Below are 15,737 nucleotides of genomic sequence, written 5' to 3' on the forward strand. Positions count from 1 at the left end.
TTCTCCTTCGCCTACTGCGACGGGCGCTCGGCCCTTTTAGCCGAGCGGGCCGCCGCCTCGGTGGCCTCTATGCGAGCGGCCTCGGCCATAGTCGGCGCTCCGCCGCCCAGGCGGCGCGGCATCCAAAACGCTCCGGGCTCGCCCGGATAGTCCTCTTGAGCCCGGTGCAGCAAGGTGGTCATCGAGTCGCGCAGGGCGGCGTCGGTCTGCGCGATGTCTTCGCGCGCCGCTAACGGCGCGCCTACCTGCACAGTAATGGGTATTTTGGCGCGGCCCACATTTCGCGGGTGATCCTTGGTCCAGATGCGCTGCGCTCCCCAGACGATCAGCGGCACGATCGGGACGTCGGCCTCGATGGCCATCCGCGCGGCGCCGGTCTTGAATTCCTTGAGCTCGAAGCTGCGGCTGATGGTGGCCTCGGGATACACCCCCACCAGCTCGCCCTCGCGCAGCCGCTGCACCGCCACCGCGTAGGCGCCCGCCCCGGCGCCGCGATCCACCGGGATGGTGCGGGTGTGCTTGATCAGGAAATTGACCGGCTTGACCTGCTGCATCTCGGCTTTGATCATGAACCTCAGCCGACGCCCCCGGCGGTGGACGGCCAGCGCGGCCGGCAGGAAGTCGACGTAGCTGGTGTGGTTGATCGCCACCACGGCGCCGCCCCGTTCGGGGATCTGCTCCTCACCGCGGTAGGTGATCCTGGTCCCGGTGGCCTTGACGACCAGATGAGCCAGCAGCTCCAACGCGCGGAAGGTCGGCTCCACCATCGATCACTACTCCGGCGCTCCTGCGGACCGGGCCCGCCGAGCCGCCCGGGCGGCCGCCTCCTCGGCCTCCAGCTGGGCCGCCTCCGCCAGCGACGGGGCGCCGCCGCCCAGCCGGTGTGGCACCCAGAACTCGCCGGCCGGATGCGGCCCGTACATCTCCTGCGCGCGCTCGAGCAGATGCTGCATGCGCGAGTGCAGCAGCCCCTTGAGTTCCTCGATGGCCAGCGTGGGCTCGATCGGTTCGCCGACCAGCACCGTGATCGGAACCTTGGGCCGCCAGAGCTTTTTCGGGTGATCCTTGGTCCAGATCCGCTGGGCGCCCCAGACGATGTGCGGAACGATCGGCACCCCGGCCTCGACCGCCATCCGCGCGGCCCCCGATTTGAATTCCTTGATCTCGAAGCTGCGACTGATCGTGGCCTCGGGGTAGACGCCGACCAGCTCGCCGTCCTTGAGGTGGCGGACAGCGGCTTCGAAGGAGGCGGCGCCGTCCTGGCGGTTCACCGAGATGTGCCGCAGGCTGCGCATGATCGGCCCGGTGACCTTGTGGTCGAACACCTCCTGTTTGGCCATGAACCGCACCTTGCGTCCCAGGCCCTGCTTGTAGGCCGGCAGCCCCGCGAAGGTGAAGTCGAGATAACCGGTGTGGTTGATCGCGATCACCGCTCCGCCGCTGGTCGGCAGGTTCTCCACGCCGGCGACCGTGATCTTCAGGCCCTGGACGCGCCACACCAGGCGGGCGAGTTGAATGACAGTCCCGTAAACCGGTTCCACAGCAGTTCAGCCTAATGCTCCCGGCCGCGTGCCGCCCCCACAGCCGGAAATCGCAGGTGGCTCGCGCTAAGCTCGGGTGCTGAAAAGCCGTCATCCCCGGCCGAGGCCGCAGAAGCCTTTCGCAGGCCTTCTACCGGCCCCAGGAAGGTATCAGTGCAGGTCACCAGCGTCGGCCACGCCGGATTTCTGATCCAGACCCAAGCGGGCAGCATCCTGTGCGACCCCTGGGTCAATCCCGCCTACTTCGCGTCCTGGTTCCCGTTCCCGGACAACAGCACGCTGGACTGGGACGAACTGGGCGCCTGCGACTACCTGTACGTGTCTCACCTGCATAAGGACCACTTCGACGCGAAGAATCTGGCTGAGCACGTCAACAAGGACGCCGTCGTGTTGCTGCCGGACTTTCCGGTGCCCGACTTGCGAAACGAACTGCAGAAGCTGGGTTTTCACCGATTCTTCGAGACGACCGATTCGGTCAAGCACCGGGTCACCGGCCCGAACGGCGAGCTCGACGTCATGATCCTCGCGCTGCGGGCCCCCGCCGACGGACCGATCGGCGATTCGGCGCTGTTGGTTTCCGACGGCGCGACAACGGTTTTCAACATGAACGACGCCCGTCCGGTGGACCTCGACGTGCTCGCCTCCGAATTCGGGCAGATCGACGTGCACCTGCTGCAGTACTCCGGGGCCATCTGGTACCCGATGGTCTACGACATGCCGGCCCGCGCCAAGGAGTCGTTCGGCGTCCAGAAGCGGCAACGCCAGATGGACCGTGCCCGCCAGTACCTCGCCCAGGTCGGGGCGACGTGGGTGGTCCCGTCCGCGGGACCGCCCTGCTTCCTCGACCCGGAGCTGCGCCACCTCAACGACGACCACGCCGATCCGGCCAACATCTTCCCCGACCAGATGGTGTTCCTCGATCAGATGCGCAGGCACGGCCACCACGGCGGGCTGCTGATGATCCCCGGATCGACCGCCGATTTCACCGGCTCGCAGTTGAATTCGCTGACCCATCCGCTGCCCACCGATCGGGTCGAGGCCATCTTTACCACCGGCAAGGCCGACTACATCGCCGACTACGCCGAGCGGATGGCGCCCGTCGTCGCCGCGCAGCGGGCGAGCTGGGCGCCGGCCACCGGCGAGCCGCTGCTGGAGCCGTTGCGCGCGCTGTTCGAGCCGATCATGTCGCAAAGTGACGAGATCTGCGACGGAATCGGCTACCCCGTCGAACTGGTGCTCGGGCCGGAAACCGTCGTCCTGGATTTCCCGAAACGTGCTGTGCGCGAACGCATTCCGGATGAGAAGGTCCGCTACGGCTTCGAGATAGCGCCGGAGCTGGTTCGCACCGTGCTGCGCGATCGCGAGCCGGACTGGGTCAACACCATCTTCTTGTCGACCCGGTTTCGGGCCTGGCGAGTCGGCGGCTACAACGAGTACCTGTACACATTCTTCAAGTGCCTGACCGACGAACGGATCGCCTACGCCGACGGCTGGTTCGCCGAGACGCACGACGACTCCGCGTCGGTCACACTGGATGGCTGGGAGATTCAGCGCCGCTGCCCGCACCTCAAGGCCGACCTGTCGAAGTTCGGCGTCGTCGAGGGAAACACGTTGACCTGCAACCTGCATGGGTGGCAGTGGCGGCTGGACGACGGGCGCTGCCTGACCGCCAAGGGCCATCAGCTGCGGAGTTCGCGAGCGTGAACGGGTCCTACGACGACGGCCTGGTCCAGTTGGATCGCGCGGCGATCACGTTGCGCCGCTACCACTTTCCTTCGGGCACGGCGAAGGTGATCGCGCTCGACGCGATCCGCGGGTACAAGGCCGAGCAGCTGGGGCTGTTCACCCAGCGGTTCCGGATCTGGGGCAGCTCGGACTTCCGCCGCTGGCTGCCCCTGGACATCCGCCGCCCGCTCAAGTCGACGTTGATCACGCTGGACGTGCCGGGCACACGGCCCAGCCCCGCGTTCACGCCGGCGCGTCCCGAGGAGTTCACCGCCCTGCTGGACGACCTGCTGAGCCAGCGCGGCTAGGGCGCGGCCGCGCCCCCGCGGTCGGCGAGCGCCTGGTGCGCCGCGTTGTAGCCGGGGATGAAGGTGATTCCGGGGCCCCCATGGCAGCCCGCGCTACCCAGGTACAGGCCCTCGATCGGGATCGGCTGGCCGAGGAAGCCCCGCGGGCCGGGCCGGTTGGGCCCGACCTGGTTGGCGTTCAGCAGGCCGTGGCAGTAATCCCCGCCCGGGGCGCCGAACATGACGCCCATGTGCTTGGGCGTGAAGGTGGTGTGCCGGATGATGCTGCGTTCGAAATTCGGGGCGAGCCTGGTGATCTTGTCGATCACCCGTTGGCCCATCTCGACCTTGGCCTGCCCGTAATCGACGTCGCCCTCGATAGGGAAGAACAGCGCGAACGCCGACGCGGCGTGCTTTCCCGCGGGTGCCAGGTCCGGGTCGTTCTGCGACGGGATCTGCAAGACGACGGTCGGGTCGGCCGGGACGATGCCGAGCCGTGCGTCCTCCCACTGCTGCTGGACTTCCTCCGGAGTGCAGAACAAGCCGATCGAGGCCTGCATGGCCGGTTCGTTGAGGGCCTCATACGGCGCGGCGAAGACGGGGGCCTCCTCGAGCGCGAAGTGCATCTGCAGGTAGCTGCCGCGGTGGTCGATGCGCGCATAGCGCTCCCGGATGTCGGCGGGCAGCGCGGCGGGGTCGATCATCTCGTTGAGCGTGACGTCCGGGGCGATCCCGGAGACCACGATCGGGGCGTTCAACGTCTCGCCCGCCTCGGTGCGCACGCCGGTCACCCGCCCGTCGTCGACGAGGATCTCGGTCACCTTGGTGCGCAACCGAAGTTCGCCACCGTGGCGTTGCAGCACGTCGCACAGGTGCGAGGTGAGCGCGCCGATGCCGCCGCGCAGCTTCTTCATCTGCATGGTGTCGCCGTCGGGAACGCCGAGGCCGAAGGCGAGCGCGGCCGCGCTGCCCGGCGTGGCCGGTCCCCGGTAGAGCGTGTTGACGGCGAGCACGGTCATCGAGCCGCGGATCGCGCCGAACTTCTCGCGGTCGGGCAGATAGCGGTCCAGCACGTCGGTGACCGAGCCGAACAGCATGTCGTCGATCGCCGAGCGCTCGAATTCGTTTGTGGCGCAGGCATACATCTCGTCGATGCTCTTGGGCGGTGTTCCGGCTTCGAACCGGCCCAGCGCGCGGGTCGGGCCCTGGCTCCACGCCATCAGCCCGGCCATCCCGTTGACGGCGTCGGCCCCGTGCACCTCGTTGAGATGGGTGAACAGCTTGATGGGATCGCTGTATTGCACCAGCGGATCGTCACCGACGCCGCGCACCGCCACCGACATCACGTCCAGGTCGATGGTCGGCAGGGCGTCCAGGCCCAGCTCGTCGACCACCACCTGCGACGTCGGGAACTGCACCGAGCCGGCGATCTCGAACTGGTACCCGTCGAAAAGCTCCACGGTGGAGGCCATGCCACCCGCGTAGAGCTTGGGGTCCAGGCACACCGTGCGCAGCCCGGCCTTCTGCAACAGCACTGCCGCGGTCAGCCCGTTGTGGCCCGCGCCGATGACGATCGCGTCGTATTCAGTCATGTCTGCCCTCCGAAAGGGAGGCTCGCACGGCGGCAAAGTTTTGTCAATTATGACGAAACTGCGGTGATCCACGTGCCGGAGATCCCGCCGCGCAGCGACTCGAGCGCCACGTGGGTGATCCGGGCCAGCTCGCCCAGCGACCGTTCGTCGCCGACCATCCAGGCCTCCATGGCGCCGAACACCGCCGCCGCGATGCACCGCGCGCTCACGGTGATCCGCAGCCGCATGTCCGGAGTGGGATCGGCCGCGGCGCCGCGCCGGCGCAGCTGCTCCTCGATGGCGTCGGCCAGGTCGGCCTGGACGTCGCGGATGTGCCGCACGATGCGCCCCTGGTCCACGTCGCCGCCCCGCAGCGCGGCGATTTTCGTCACGGCCTCAACGTCATAGGGGAACGCGAAGACGGCCGCCTGCACCGAGTCGATCACCGGCTCGTCGACCGGCCTCGCGGCCAGCGCCGCACGAAACCAGTGCAGCCCGGTGTAGTCCGCGAACAGCAGGTCGTGCTTGGAGCTGAAGTGGCGGTAGAACGTCCGCAACGACACCCCGGCGTCGGCGGCGATCTGCTCGGCCGACGTGTCCTCCACGCCCTGGGCCAGGAATCGCACCAGGGCGGCCTGGCGCAGCGCTTCGCGCGTGCGCTCGCTGCGCGCCGTCTGAGCGGGCCGGACCATGGCAGTAAGGTACCAAGAAACTTTTTGACAATATTGACAAAACTTCGGGAGTCGGGTGAGACTGCGCCCATGGTCTCGCTACTCACCCACGCGGTACTCGGACTGGCGGTCATCAGCTGGATCGTCATGGCCAACAGAGCGGTTTTCGCCCGGCCGGCCACCGGCCCGCTGTTCTCCCCAATGGAAGTCGTGTACTACGTCGTCGGCATCGCGTCGGTCGCCCTCGGCTGGTACTTCAACATCACCTACGTGCAGGAGTACTCGCACGGATCCACCAACCCCCTGTGGGGTGAACACGGCAGCTGGCTCGAGTACATCAGGCTGATGTTCACCAACCCGGCAGCCAGCTCGGCCAGCCAGGACTACACCATCGCCAATGTCGTTCTGCTGCCGCTCTTTACGATCGTGGACGGCTATCGCCGGGGCGTGCGCCACCCGTGGCTGTACTTCGTGTCCAGCCTGTTCACCAGCTTCGCGTTCGCCTTCGCGTTCTACTTCGCCACCATGGAGCGCCAGCGCCGCCACGAGCGAGACCGCGCCACGGTCGCCGCCTAGCCGATCGGTTTGGCGGCCCGCCATTTCTGCCGGCCGCCCCGGACCTCGGTGTGGATCTCGGTGAATCCCGCCGCCGCCAGCCGCCCGCGCAGGTCGGCCGGCGCGATCGGGTTGTAGGTGTCGGCGACGTGCAGCAGCCGGAACGCCAACGACGGGACGCCGTCGCTGCCGGCGAAAACCCCGCCCGGCTGCAGCACCCGGAACGCCTCGGCGAAGAGGCGGTCCTGCAGCTCGGCGCTGGGAATGTGGTGCAGCATCGTGAAACACACCACCGACGTGAAATGGTCCGCGGGCAAACCCGTTTCGGTGCCGTCACCGTGAATGATGCGCGCCCGCTCGCCGTACTTGCGCTGCAGGCGATCGGCCATCACGCCGTCGACCTCCACGGCGGTCAGCGACGCCGCCCGATCGAGCAGCGCGCGCAGTGTCGCCCCGTATCCGGGGCCGATTTCCACAGTGCGCGCGCCCAATTCGACGTCCTGCAGGGCCCACGGCAACAGCTGATCGGCCACCGACTTCTCCCAGCCCGCCGAGCTACAGCGGCGCCGGTGCAACAGATTCATCGCCATATCGGCAACGCTAGGCGCCCGGACGGATGCGGGCTTCCGATATCCTGCCTTGATATGTCGGATTTCAGCCATCACGGGTTGGCGACTTCGTCGCAGACGCTGCCGCCGGGGTCCCACATCGAGCGGCATCGACATCCGCTGCACCAGATCGTCTACCCGTCCTCGGGTGCCGTCTCGGTGACCACCCCGACCGGAACGTGGATGACGCCCGCCAATCGCGCGATCTGGATACCGGCCGGGTGCTGGCACGAACACAGGTTCCACGGCACCACGCAGTTTCACGGCGTCGCGCTGGACCCCGACCGCTACCGCCGCGGCCCCTCGGCCCCGGCCGTGCTGGCGGTCAATCCGCTGATGCGCGAACTGATCATCGCGTGTTCGCAAACCGATGGCACCGACACCGACGAGCACCACCGGATGCTGGCGGTGCTGCACGATCAGTTGCAGGCGACCAGCATTGCCGAGGCGCTGTGGATTCCGACACCGGTCGACAGCCGGTTGCGGCAAGCGTGCGCACTGATCGCCGGAAACCTGCGTGAGTCGTTGTCGCTGCGGCAGATTGGCGACCGGCTCGGCGTCGGCCAGCGCACGCTGAGCCGCCTGTTCAGCGACGAACTGGCGATGACGTTCCCGCAGTGGCGCACCCAGGTCCGGCTGCAACACGCCCTCGTGTTGCTCGCCGAGCGGCGCGATGTCACGTCGGTGGCGGCCGAATGCGGTTGGGCCACACCGAGTGCCTTCATCGACACCTACCGGCGGGCCTTCGGCCACACCCCCGGTCAGGTGGCCGGCAAGGCGTTTTAGCCGACCGGTTCGAGCACTTCGGTGCCGACGAACGGCACCAGGGCCTCGGGCACCCGGACGCTGCCGTCGGGCTGTTGGTGGTTCTCCAAAATCGCCACCAGCCACCGCGTGGTGCCCAGCGTCCCGTTGAGCGTGGCGGCGGTCTGCGGTTTGCCCGCCTCGTCGCGATAGCGGGTGGCCAGCCGGCGCGCCTGGAACGTGGTGCAGTTGGACGTGGACGTCAGCTCGCGGTAGGCGCCCTGGGTGGGAACCCAAGCCTCACAATCGAATTTGCGCGCGGCCGACGAACCCAGGTCGCCCGCGGCCACGTCGATCACCCGGTATGGCACCTGGATGAGGGCCAGCATCTCGCGCTGCCAGCCCAGCAGCCGCTGGTGTTCCGCCTCGGCGTCCGCGGGTGTGCAGTAGACGAAGCCCTCGACCTTGTCGAACTGATGCACCCGGATGATGCCGCGGGTGTCCTTGCCGTAACTGCCTGCCTCGCGGCGAAAACACGACGACCAGCCCGCGTACCGCAGCGGCCCGCCGGACAGGTCCAGGATCTCGCCGGAGTGGTAGCCCGCCAGGGGCACCTCCGAGGTGCCCACCAGGTACAGGTCGTCGGCCTCCACGCGGTAGACCTCGTCGGCGTGCGCGCCCAGGAATCCGGTGCCGGCCATCACCTCCGGGCGCACCAGCACCGGCGGGATCATCGGGATGAAGCCGTTCTCGACGGCCAGCCGCAGCGCCAGCTGCAACAGGCCGAGCTGGAGCAGCGCGCCCTTGCCGGTCAGAAAGTAGAACCGCGACCCGGACACCTTGGCGCCGCGCTGCATGTCGATGAGCCCGAGCGCCTCACCGAGCTCGAGGTGGTCCTTCGGGTTGTCGATCGCCGCGGGCTCGCCGACCACGTCGAGCACGGCGAAGTCGTCCTCCCCGCCGGCGGGCACCCCGTCGATGACGACGTTGGAGATCGCCATGTGCGCCGCGGTGAACGCCGCCTCCGCGTCGGCCTGGGCGGCTTCGGCGGCCTTGACCTGCTCGGCCAGTTCCTTGGCGCGCGCCAGCTTGGCCGGGCGCTCCTCCGGTGAGGCCGCCCCGACGCTCTTGCTGGCGGACTTCTGTTCGGTCCGCAGCCCGTCGGCCGACGAGATCGCGGCCCGGCGGGCGGCGTCGGCGGTCAACAAGGCGTCTACCAGCGCCGGGTCTTCGCCGCGGCTCAGCTGGGAGCGGCGCACGGCGTCGGGGTCTTCCCGGAGCAGCTTCAGGTCGATCACGGCCCTGAGACTACTTTCACCGGTTCGGGCCGGCTGGCGGCGCATCCCGGAAAGTCGCAGGACTCACATCAGTAACTTTTGTCACCGGTCTCAGGCGCTGCTGTCAGAATGGAGCGGATGTCGCAAGCGCCCGAGAAGGAACTTTCGGAAGCCCGGGAAGGCCGGGGGGTCGAGTCGTCCGCCGGCTCGGCCGGTGAGTCGTCCGAACTGCAGCCGTCGGCCTTCGGCTGGCCGCGCAGCCTGCAGGCCCGCGCGACCCGGCGCGCGCTGCTGCTGACCGCGCTCGGTGGCCTGCTGATCGCGGGGCTGGTGACCGCGATCCCCGTCGGCGGTCCCGGCTCGGGTCGGTTCCTCGACAGCAGCCCGGTGCGCAGCACCGGAACCAAAAGCGACGCCGCCTTCAACCGGGCCACGCCCGGGGAGTGCCTGATGTGGCCGGACACCACGCCCGAGTCGGCGCGGATCGTCAACTGCGGCGACGACCACAAGTTCGAGGTCGCCGAATCCATTGACATGCGGACCTTCCCGGGCTCCGAGTACGGGCCCAATGCCGCGCCTCCGACGCCGGCGCGCATCCAGCAGATCACCCAGGAGCAGTGCGAGGCCGCCGTTCGCACCTACCTCGGCCCCAAGTTCGATCCGAACAGCAAGTTCACCGTCAGCCTGCTGTGGCCCGGCGACCGAGCCTGGCGCCAGAACGGCGACCGCCGGATGCTGTGCGGCCTGCAACTGCCCGGCATGAACAACCAGCAGCAGCCCTTCAAGGGCAAGGTCGCCGACGTCGACCAGTCCAAGGTGTGGCCGGCCGGCACCTGTCTGGGCATTGACTCGGCGACCAACCAGCCGACCGACGCGCCCGTGGACTGCGCGGCGCCGCACGCCATGGAGGTCACCGGCACGGTCAACCTGGCCGAGAAGTTCCCCGGCGGCCTGCCCGCCGAGCCCGACCAGGACGGCTTCATCAAGGATTCGTGCACCAAGATGACCGACGCGTACCTGGCTCCGGTCAAGCTGCGCACCACCACCTTGACGCTGATTTACCCGACGGTGCCGCTGGCCAGTTGGACGGCGGGCAGCCGCGAGGTGGCCTGCAGCATCGGCGCGACGCTGGGCAACGGCGGCTGGGCCACCCTGCTGAACAGCGCCAAGGGCCAGCTGCTGATCAACGGTCAACCGCCGGTGCCGCCGCCCGACATTCCCGAGGAGCGGCTCACCATGCCGCCCATCCCGCTGCAGGCCCCGGCCCAGCCGCCGTCCACCCAGTCCGGCGCCGGCACCGGCTCGGCCCCGGAGATCCCGCCGAACAACCAGCACCTGCCCGGCCAGCAGCCCGCGCAGCAACCCCAGCAGCAGGCCCCCCAGCAGCAGGCGCCCGCCCAGCAGGCGCCGCCCGCGGACAACGGCGCCCCGCCCGCCAATCCGGCACCCGAGGCGCCCGCGCCCGCGCCGCCGCCACCGGCCAATCCCGCCCCCGAGGCACCGCCCGCCGAGCCGCCGCCGGGAGGCTAGGCGGGTGTCCGTCAGGATGGATCCGCAGCGCTTCGACGAACTGGTCTCCGACGCCCTCGACCTCATCCCGCCCGAGCTGGCGGCGGCCATGGACAACGTCGTCGTGCTGGTCGAAGACCGCCATCCCGAGGACGCCGAACTGCTCGGCCTGTACGAGGGGGTGGCGTTGACCGAACGCGACTCCGACTATTTCGGGTCGCTGCCGGATGCCATCACCATCTACCGCGACGCGCTGCTCGACGTCTGCGAATCCGAGGACGAGGTCGTCGAGGAGGTGGCCATCACCGTGATCCACGAAATCGCGCACCACTTCGGCATCGACGACGACCGCCTCCACGAGCTGGGCTGGGCCTGACAACCGCACACGGCGCCCCTTGCTGGGCGCGGCATCCCGGTTTTGTCCGCGACGCGTGCTATGAACTCACCTATGAGCATTGACTGCCGCGACTGCCGGGCAGGCTTAGATCACTGTCACGGCACCATCATTCGCCACGCGCTGCACCGGTCGGAATGCACGGAGCCGGACTGCTTCAGTCCCGAGTTGTTGCCGCACGCCTTCGTCATCGACTGCGACGCCGTCGGGTGCGTGTGCACCGAAGCGATCGCGCTGGCAGTCTGACCGAGGGGTCAACCCATCGGGTCGGTGCTTGACAGCACCGCGTCCGCGACCGGCGTCGCCTCTTCCTCCGGATAGAACGGCGGGGTCAACGTTCCCCAGCGCACGCAACTCCACCGCCCGTCGGTGATCGGGGTCAGGGCCACCGATTGCGCGTTGTCCAGGTGATTGTCCAGCGCGAAGTCGGCTTCGACGCCGGCCAGCACCGCGGCGGCCAGCCGGATCGCCGCGCCGTGGCTGACGACGACGATGTCGCCGTGGAAGTCGCGGTCGTCGAGGTAGCGCAGGCGCAGGTCGGTGAGCACCGGAACGTAGCGGTCCAACACGTCGTTGCCGGTCTCGCCGCCGGGCAGCGCCACGTCGAGCTCGCCGTGATGCCACCGCTGGTAGATCGCATTGAACTCGGCGACCGCGTCGTCGTCGTTGCGGTTTTCCAGCCGCCCGACCTGCACCTCGTGCACCCCGGCCACCTCGATCGGGGACATGTCGACCTGGCCGCCGATCACCTCGGCCGTCTGCGACGCCCGGGTGGCGACCGAGTGCGCGAGCATCGCGGGGCGACCCGTGCCGCGGGCGAACGCCCGGGCCTGGTCGCGGCCCAGCGGGGTCAGCTCCGCGCCGGGCGGGCGGGTGTCGAGGCGGCGTTCGACGTTTCCGAAGGACTGGCCGTGGCGCACCAGGATCAACCGGCCGCTCACCGCTGCGCTCCCCCCGCGGATTCGTCGCGCTTGCCGTCGCGCAGCTGACGAAGCCAGCGCGCGGCCTCCTCGGCGGGCGGCGGCAACGCCCCGGCCGGCGAGCCCGTGGGCCAGGAACCGAGATAACGCACATCAGCACAACGACGGTGCAGCGCTTTGAGTGCCTCGGCGACGGCGTCGTCATCGATGTGGCCCACGCAGTCGGCGAAGAACCGGTAGATGCCGAGTCCCGTTCTGGTCGGCCGGGATTCGATGCGGGTCAGGTCGATGCCCCGGACGGCGAATTCGGCGAGCGCGGCCAGCAGCGCGCCCGGCGCGTTGTCGATGCGCAACACCACCGAGGTGCGGTCGGCTCCGGTGCGGGCCGGCGGAGGCCCCGGCCGGCCGACCAGCAGGAAGCGGGTCCGGGCGTTGGATTCGTCCACCACACCCTCGGCCAGGGTGGCCAGGCCCCAGTGCGCGGCGGCCAGCGGCGAGGTCACCGCCGCGTCGACGCGGCCTTCGGCCACCTGCTGGGCGGCGTCGGCGTTGGAATACGCCGGCCGCAGCGCGGCGTCGGGCAGATTGGCGGCCACCCACTGGCGCACCTGGGCCGCCGCCACCCCGAAGGCCGCCAGCGTCCGCACGTCCGCCGCCTCGCGGCCGGGTTTGACGACGATGCTGAACGCGACGTCGAGCGTCGTTTCGGCGAATACCTGCAGGGCCGAGCCGATGGCCAGGCTGTCCAGCGTCGGTGTCACCGAACCGTCGATCGAGTTCTCGATCGGGACGCAGGCGTAGTCGGCGGAGCCGTCGCGCACGGCGTCCAGCGCCGCGGAGGTGCTGTCGACCGGCGATGGTTGCACGCCGGCCGGGCCCGCTCCGGGGACCAGTCCCGCGGCGGTGATCTGTCGCAACGCCGCCTCGGTGAACGTCCCCTCCGGACCGAGGTAAGCGATGCGGGCCACGTCCCAACCCTAGCGGCGCGCGGCCCAGAAAAGTCTTGCGACGCCACCGCGGGTAAGTTAACTTAGGCTTACCTAATCGAAGGATGAGAATGGTGTTACCGCTGAGCTGCCCCGCCCCGTCGACCGCCGAACGCATCCGCAGCGCCTGTGTCCGCGCCAGCGGCGCGCTGCTGGCCATCGAGCACGACGACCCGGTCCCCACCCCGCTGCACCACCTGATGGACGACGGATCCGTTGCGCTGGCGCTTCCCGTCGAGCGGGAGCGCGAGTTGGTGCGACCCGTCTCGGGATCCCAAGCGCTGCTGGAGCTGACGGACTACGCGCCGCTACCGCTGCGCGAACCGGTCCGTTCGCTGGTGTGGGTGCGCGGGCGCCTGCAAGAGGTACCCCCGACGGACGTCCTCGACATGCTCGACCTGATCGCCGCCGAGTGCCCGAACCCGGCCCTGCTGGGCATCGACACCCCCCGCTGCGCCCCCGGCGACCACCACGAGCCGCGCTACACGCTGTTGCGGCTCGAGATCGCCTCGGTGGTCGTCACCGATGCCACCGGCGCCGAGCCGGTCAGCGTCGGCGACCTGCTCGACGCCCGGCCGGACCCGTTCTGCGCGCTCGAGTCGAGCCTGCTGTGGCACCTGGACACCGCCCACAGCGACGTCCTGGCGCGGCTGGTGTCCCGGCTGCCGGCGCCCCTGCGGCGCGGGCACGTGCGGCCCCTGGGCCTGGACCGCTACGGCGTCCGGTTCCGCGTCGAGGGCGACGATCGCGACCACGATGTCCGGCTGCCGTTCCACAAACCGGTCGACGACATGACCGGCCTGAGCCAGGCGATCCGGGTGCTGATGGGCTGCCCGTTCATCAACGGGCTCCGGGCGCGCGGCTAGCCGGGAGCGCGGCGCACGGCGCCTCCGCGGGCCGGCCACGTACGTTTACCGGGTGAACGGCGACCGCTCACCGCACCGCCGGCGGCCTCCCGGAGGGGGCCCGCCCGGCCCGCCGCACCCCGAGCCTGCGCAGGTGATCCACCGCCAGACCGTCCCGCCGCCGTCGCCGACGGCGGAGACCCAGCCGCTGCACCGGCCGAGGCCGCAACCCGTCGCCGTGCCCGCGCCCAGCGCGGCGCCGCCGCGACCGCAGGCCCCGAGCACACCGCGCAGGCGCCGCAAACGTCGCGTGCTCCGCACGGTGCTGTCGGTCCTGCTGGTGGGGGCGCTGCTGCTCGGCGGGGGCACCCTCGCAGGGGCGGTCTGGTTCGACCACAAACTGCGTCGCGAACAGGTGCTCGCCGACTATCCGGACCGTCCCGCGGCCGGCCGGGGCACCAACTGGCTGATCGTCGGATCGGACAGCCGCCAAGGCCTCAGCGCCGAGCAGCAACAGGACCTGGCCACCGGCGGTGACATCGGTAACGGGCGTACCGACACGATCCTGCTGGTTCACGTGCCGGGCATCGGATCCGCGGCGCAGACGTCGATGGTGTCGATACCGCGCGACTCCTACGTCCCGATTCCGGGGCACGGCAAGGACAAGATCAACGCCGCGTTCGCGATGGGTGGCGCCCCGCTGCTGGTGCAGACGGTGGAGCAGGCCACCGGGTTGCGCCTCGATCACTACGCGGAGATCGGGTTCGGCGGGTTCGCCGGGTTGGTGGATGCGCTGGGCGGGGTGACGGTGTGCCCGACGACGTCGTTCGACGACCCCTTGGCCGGCATCGACCTGCAGGCGGGTTGCCACACCCTCGACGGCCGCACCGCGCTGGGCTACGTCAGGTCGCGCGCCACGCCCCGCGCCGACCTGGACCGGATGGTCAACCAGCGTCAGTTCGTCGCCGCGCTGCTGCATCGGGCCGCGAGCCCCGCGGTGTGGCTCAATCCGTGGCGCTGGTATTCGGTGCCGCGGGCGGCCGCCGACGCGCTGACCGTCGACCGCGGCGACCACGCCTGGGACTTGGCCCGGCTCGGCTGGGCGCTGCACGGGCCGACCACCACCATGACCGTGCCGATCGGACAGTTCACCAGCGGTGACGCCGGGTCGGTGGTGGTGTGGAATCACGACGCGGCCGCGCGGCTGTTCGACTCGCTGGCCTCCGACGCGCCCGTGCCTCCCGCCGCGTCGGACGAACCTCAGTAGACGAGCGACCTAGCGGCTGCCGTCGCCGGCACGGTTGCCCTCCAACCACGCCTTGGTGCGACCGGGATGGTGCGTGGCGAGCCAGGCCACCCCGACGTCGCGGCAGAAATCGATGTCTTCGTAGTCGTCGACGTTCCAGCAGTAGACCGCCCTGCCCTGGGCGATGGCCCGGTCGGCGAGCTGGGGATATTCCCTCAGCGTCGACAGCGAGGGCCCCACGGCCGTGGCGCCGACGGCGGTGGGCGCGCCGCTGGTCAGATAGCGACCGGTCTTGCCGAGCAGCACCGTGGGCAGCAGCGGGGCGGCCCGCCGGATCCGCCAGACCGCGGAGGCCGAGAACGACATCACCACCGCGCGGGACCGGTCCGCCGACGCCGGAGCGGCGATGCCGAACCGATGCAGCGCCGCGAGCAGCTTGGTCTCGACCAACGAGCCGTACCGCACCGGGTGCTTGGTTTCGATGAACAGCTTCACCGGCCGATGCCAATCCAGCACCAGCGAGACCAGCGCGTCCAGCGTCAACAAGCTGGTGTCGCCGTGGGTGCCGTCTTCGCGCCAGCTGTCGTGCCACGCCCCGTATTCGAGCTCGCGCAGCTCGGAGAGGGTCATCGTGCTCACCAAGCCGGCGCCGGTCGAGGTCCGGTCCAGCCGGCGGTCGTGCACGCACACCAGGTGGCCGTCGCGGGTCAGCCGCACGTCGCATTCCACGCCGTCGGCGCCTTCTTTGAGCGCGAGGTCGTAGGCGGCCAGCGTGTGTTCGGGCCGCGCGGCCGAGGCGCCACGGTGGGCGACGACATAGGGATGCCCGGCGAGCACCTCGTCGGCCCACGTCATACC

General features: G+C 69.7%; 17 protein-coding genes and 1 pseudogene. 9 read left to right on the plus strand and 9 right to left on the minus strand.

Translation table 11 applies throughout. The annotated features are described in order from the left end of the window. Nucleotides 1–11 precede the first annotated feature (11 nt). On the minus strand, nucleotides 12–767 hold the full coding sequence (locus AC5Y5B_RS08865; protein WP_112632599.1) for a lysophospholipid acyltransferase family protein: 756 nt from the start codon (nucleotides 765–767) through the stop codon (nucleotides 12–14). A 6-nt stretch (nucleotides 768–773) separates the two neighbouring features. Then, nucleotides 774–1,541, minus strand: a complete 768-nt coding sequence (locus AC5Y5B_RS08870) for a lysophospholipid acyltransferase family protein (protein ID WP_112632600.1) — start codon at nucleotides 1,539–1,541, stop codon at nucleotides 774–776. Nucleotides 1,542–1,694: 153 nt separating this feature from the next. On the opposite strand from AC5Y5B_RS08870, the gene AC5Y5B_RS08875 reads away from it, so the two are divergent. Together AC5Y5B_RS08875 and AC5Y5B_RS08880 are read left to right on the plus strand one after the other, a co-directional pair. Continuing rightward, a complete protein-coding gene (locus AC5Y5B_RS08875) occupies nucleotides 1,695–3,245 on the plus strand; it encodes a Rieske 2Fe-2S domain-containing protein (RefSeq protein ID WP_500005123.1) in 1,551 nt (516 codons plus the stop codon). Continuing rightward, a complete protein-coding gene (locus AC5Y5B_RS08880; RefSeq protein WP_500005126.1) occupies nucleotides 3,242–3,574 on the plus strand; it encodes a hypothetical protein in 333 nt (110 codons plus the stop codon). Before AC5Y5B_RS08875 ends, AC5Y5B_RS08880 begins: the two co-directional genes overlap by 4 nt. Here AC5Y5B_RS08880 and AC5Y5B_RS08885 read toward each other — a convergent pair. Further along, nucleotides 3,571–5,145 carry a phytoene desaturase family protein gene (locus AC5Y5B_RS08885; protein WP_500005128.1) on the minus strand — a complete coding sequence of 525 codons (1,575 nt, stop codon included), beginning with the start codon at nucleotides 5,143–5,145 and terminating at the stop codon, nucleotides 3,571–3,573. The two genes, AC5Y5B_RS08880 and AC5Y5B_RS08885, sit on opposite strands and share 4 nt — an antisense overlap. Nucleotides 5,146–5,192: 47 nt before the next feature. Next, entirely contained in the window at nucleotides 5,193–5,816 is a 624-nt protein-coding gene (locus AC5Y5B_RS08890; protein WP_112632604.1) for a TetR/AcrR family transcriptional regulator, read from the minus strand. Nucleotides 5,817–5,885: 69 nt separating this feature from the next. Here AC5Y5B_RS08890 and AC5Y5B_RS08895 point away from each other — a divergent pair, with 69 nt between their 5' ends. Beyond that, the gene (locus AC5Y5B_RS08895; protein ID WP_500005131.1) at nucleotides 5,886–6,371 is read left to right on the plus strand and encodes a DUF2834 domain-containing protein; all 486 of its coding nucleotides are present in this window, start codon (nucleotides 5,886–5,888) and stop codon (nucleotides 6,369–6,371) included. Here the strand turns inward: AC5Y5B_RS08895 and AC5Y5B_RS08900 are convergent. Further along, nucleotides 6,368–6,940 carry a class I SAM-dependent methyltransferase gene (locus AC5Y5B_RS08900; RefSeq protein ID WP_112632606.1) on the minus strand — a complete coding sequence of 191 codons (573 nt, stop codon included), beginning with the start codon at nucleotides 6,938–6,940 and terminating at the stop codon, nucleotides 6,368–6,370. The genes AC5Y5B_RS08895 and AC5Y5B_RS08900 overlap by 4 nt on opposite strands. Before the next feature lie 54 nt (nucleotides 6,941–6,994). On the opposite strand from AC5Y5B_RS08900, the gene AC5Y5B_RS08905 reads away from it, so the two are divergent. Further along, nucleotides 6,995–7,744, plus strand: coding sequence for an AraC family transcriptional regulator (locus AC5Y5B_RS08905; protein ID WP_500005133.1), 750 nt, complete (start codon nucleotides 6,995–6,997; stop codon nucleotides 7,742–7,744). On the opposite strand, the gene serS is transcribed toward AC5Y5B_RS08905, so the two are convergent. Then, complete coding sequence (serS, locus tag AC5Y5B_RS08910) at nucleotides 7,741–9,000, minus strand: serine--tRNA ligase (protein WP_500005136.1); 1,260 nt, start codon at nucleotides 8,998–9,000, stop codon at nucleotides 7,741–7,743. The genes AC5Y5B_RS08905 and serS overlap by 4 nt on opposite strands. A 108-nt stretch (nucleotides 9,001–9,108) precedes the next feature. On the opposite strand from serS, the gene AC5Y5B_RS08915 reads away from it, so the two are divergent. The 3 genes and pseudogenes from AC5Y5B_RS08915 (at nucleotide 9,109) to AC5Y5B_RS08925 (ending at nucleotide 11,128) form a co-directional block, all read left to right on the plus strand. Continuing rightward, nucleotides 9,109–10,509: a septum formation family protein gene (locus AC5Y5B_RS08915; protein ID WP_112632609.1), complete on the plus strand. Its 1,401-nt coding sequence runs from the start codon at nucleotides 9,109–9,111 to the stop codon at nucleotides 10,507–10,509. A 4-nt stretch (nucleotides 10,510–10,513) separates the two neighbouring features. Beyond that, nucleotides 10,514–10,936 (plus strand): annotated as a pseudogene (locus tag AC5Y5B_RS08920) (metallopeptidase family protein); the annotation flags it as partial. Next, complete coding sequence (locus AC5Y5B_RS08925; RefSeq protein ID WP_112632611.1) at nucleotides 10,937–11,128, plus strand: hypothetical protein; 192 nt, start codon at nucleotides 10,937–10,939, stop codon at nucleotides 11,126–11,128. Between the two features lie 8 nt (nucleotides 11,129–11,136). Here AC5Y5B_RS08925 and AC5Y5B_RS08930 read toward each other — a convergent pair whose 3' ends face one another. Together AC5Y5B_RS08930 and pheA are read right to left on the minus strand one after the other, a co-directional pair. Beyond that, nucleotides 11,137–11,823 carry a histidine phosphatase family protein gene (locus AC5Y5B_RS08930; protein WP_500005138.1) on the minus strand — a complete coding sequence of 229 codons (687 nt, stop codon included), beginning with the start codon at nucleotides 11,821–11,823 and terminating at the stop codon, nucleotides 11,137–11,139. Further along, on the minus strand, nucleotides 11,820–12,770 hold the full coding sequence (pheA, locus tag AC5Y5B_RS08935; RefSeq protein WP_500005140.1) for a prephenate dehydratase: 951 nt from the start codon (nucleotides 12,768–12,770) through the stop codon (nucleotides 11,820–11,822). Before pheA ends, AC5Y5B_RS08930 begins: the two co-directional genes overlap by 4 nt. Nucleotides 12,771–12,859: 89 nt before the next feature. On the opposite strand from pheA, the gene AC5Y5B_RS08940 reads away from it, so the two are divergent. Continuing rightward, the gene (locus tag AC5Y5B_RS08940) at nucleotides 12,860–13,654 is read left to right on the plus strand and encodes a DUF2470 domain-containing protein (protein WP_112632614.1); all 795 of its coding nucleotides are present in this window, start codon (nucleotides 12,860–12,862) and stop codon (nucleotides 13,652–13,654) included. A 52-nt stretch (nucleotides 13,655–13,706) separates the two neighbouring features. After that, nucleotides 13,707–14,900: an LCP family protein gene (locus tag AC5Y5B_RS08945; protein ID WP_500005143.1), complete on the plus strand. Its 1,194-nt coding sequence runs from the start codon at nucleotides 13,707–13,709 to the stop codon at nucleotides 14,898–14,900. A gap of 9 nt (nucleotides 14,901–14,909) precedes the next feature. Here AC5Y5B_RS08945 and AC5Y5B_RS08950 read toward each other — a convergent pair whose 3' ends face one another. Next, entirely contained in the window at nucleotides 14,910–15,734 is an 825-nt protein-coding gene (locus AC5Y5B_RS08950) for a glycerophosphodiester phosphodiesterase (RefSeq protein WP_289176314.1), read from the minus strand. Nucleotides 15,735–15,737 lie beyond the last annotated feature (3 nt).

The sequence above is a fragment of the Mycobacterium sp. NGS33 genome, from assembly GCF_059812885.1.

Excerpts from the sequence above, each read along its gene's own strand:
- AC5Y5B_RS08865 (WP_112632599.1), bottom strand. The coding sequence starts at position 767 with ATGGTGGAGCCGACCTTCCGCGCGTTGGAGCTGCTGGCTCATCTGGTC.
- AC5Y5B_RS08885 (WP_500005128.1), bottom strand. The coding sequence starts at position 5,145 with ATGACTGAATACGACGCGATCGTCATCGGCGCGGGCCACAACGGGCTG.
- AC5Y5B_RS08890 (WP_112632604.1), bottom strand. The coding sequence starts at position 5,816 with ATGGTCCGGCCCGCTCAGACGGCGCGCAGCGAGCGCACGCGCGAAGCG.
- AC5Y5B_RS08895 (WP_500005131.1), top strand. The coding sequence starts at position 5,886 with ATGGTCTCGCTACTCACCCACGCGGTACTCGGACTGGCGGTCATCAGC.
- AC5Y5B_RS08900 (WP_112632606.1), bottom strand. The coding sequence starts at position 6,940 with ATGGCGATGAATCTGTTGCACCGGCGCCGCTGTAGCTCGGCGGGCTGG.
- AC5Y5B_RS08905 (WP_500005133.1), top strand. The coding sequence starts at position 6,995 with ATGTCGGATTTCAGCCATCACGGGTTGGCGACTTCGTCGCAGACGCTG.
- AC5Y5B_RS08915 (WP_112632609.1), top strand. The coding sequence starts at position 9,109 with ATGGAGCGGATGTCGCAAGCGCCCGAGAAGGAACTTTCGGAAGCCCGG.
- AC5Y5B_RS08925 (WP_112632611.1), top strand. The coding sequence starts at position 10,937 with ATGAGCATTGACTGCCGCGACTGCCGGGCAGGCTTAGATCACTGTCAC.
- AC5Y5B_RS08940 (WP_112632614.1), top strand. The coding sequence starts at position 12,860 with ATGGTGTTACCGCTGAGCTGCCCCGCCCCGTCGACCGCCGAACGCATC.
- AC5Y5B_RS08950 (WP_289176314.1), bottom strand. The coding sequence starts at position 15,734 with ATGACGTGGGCCGACGAGGTGCTCGCCGGGCATCCCTATGTCGTCGCC.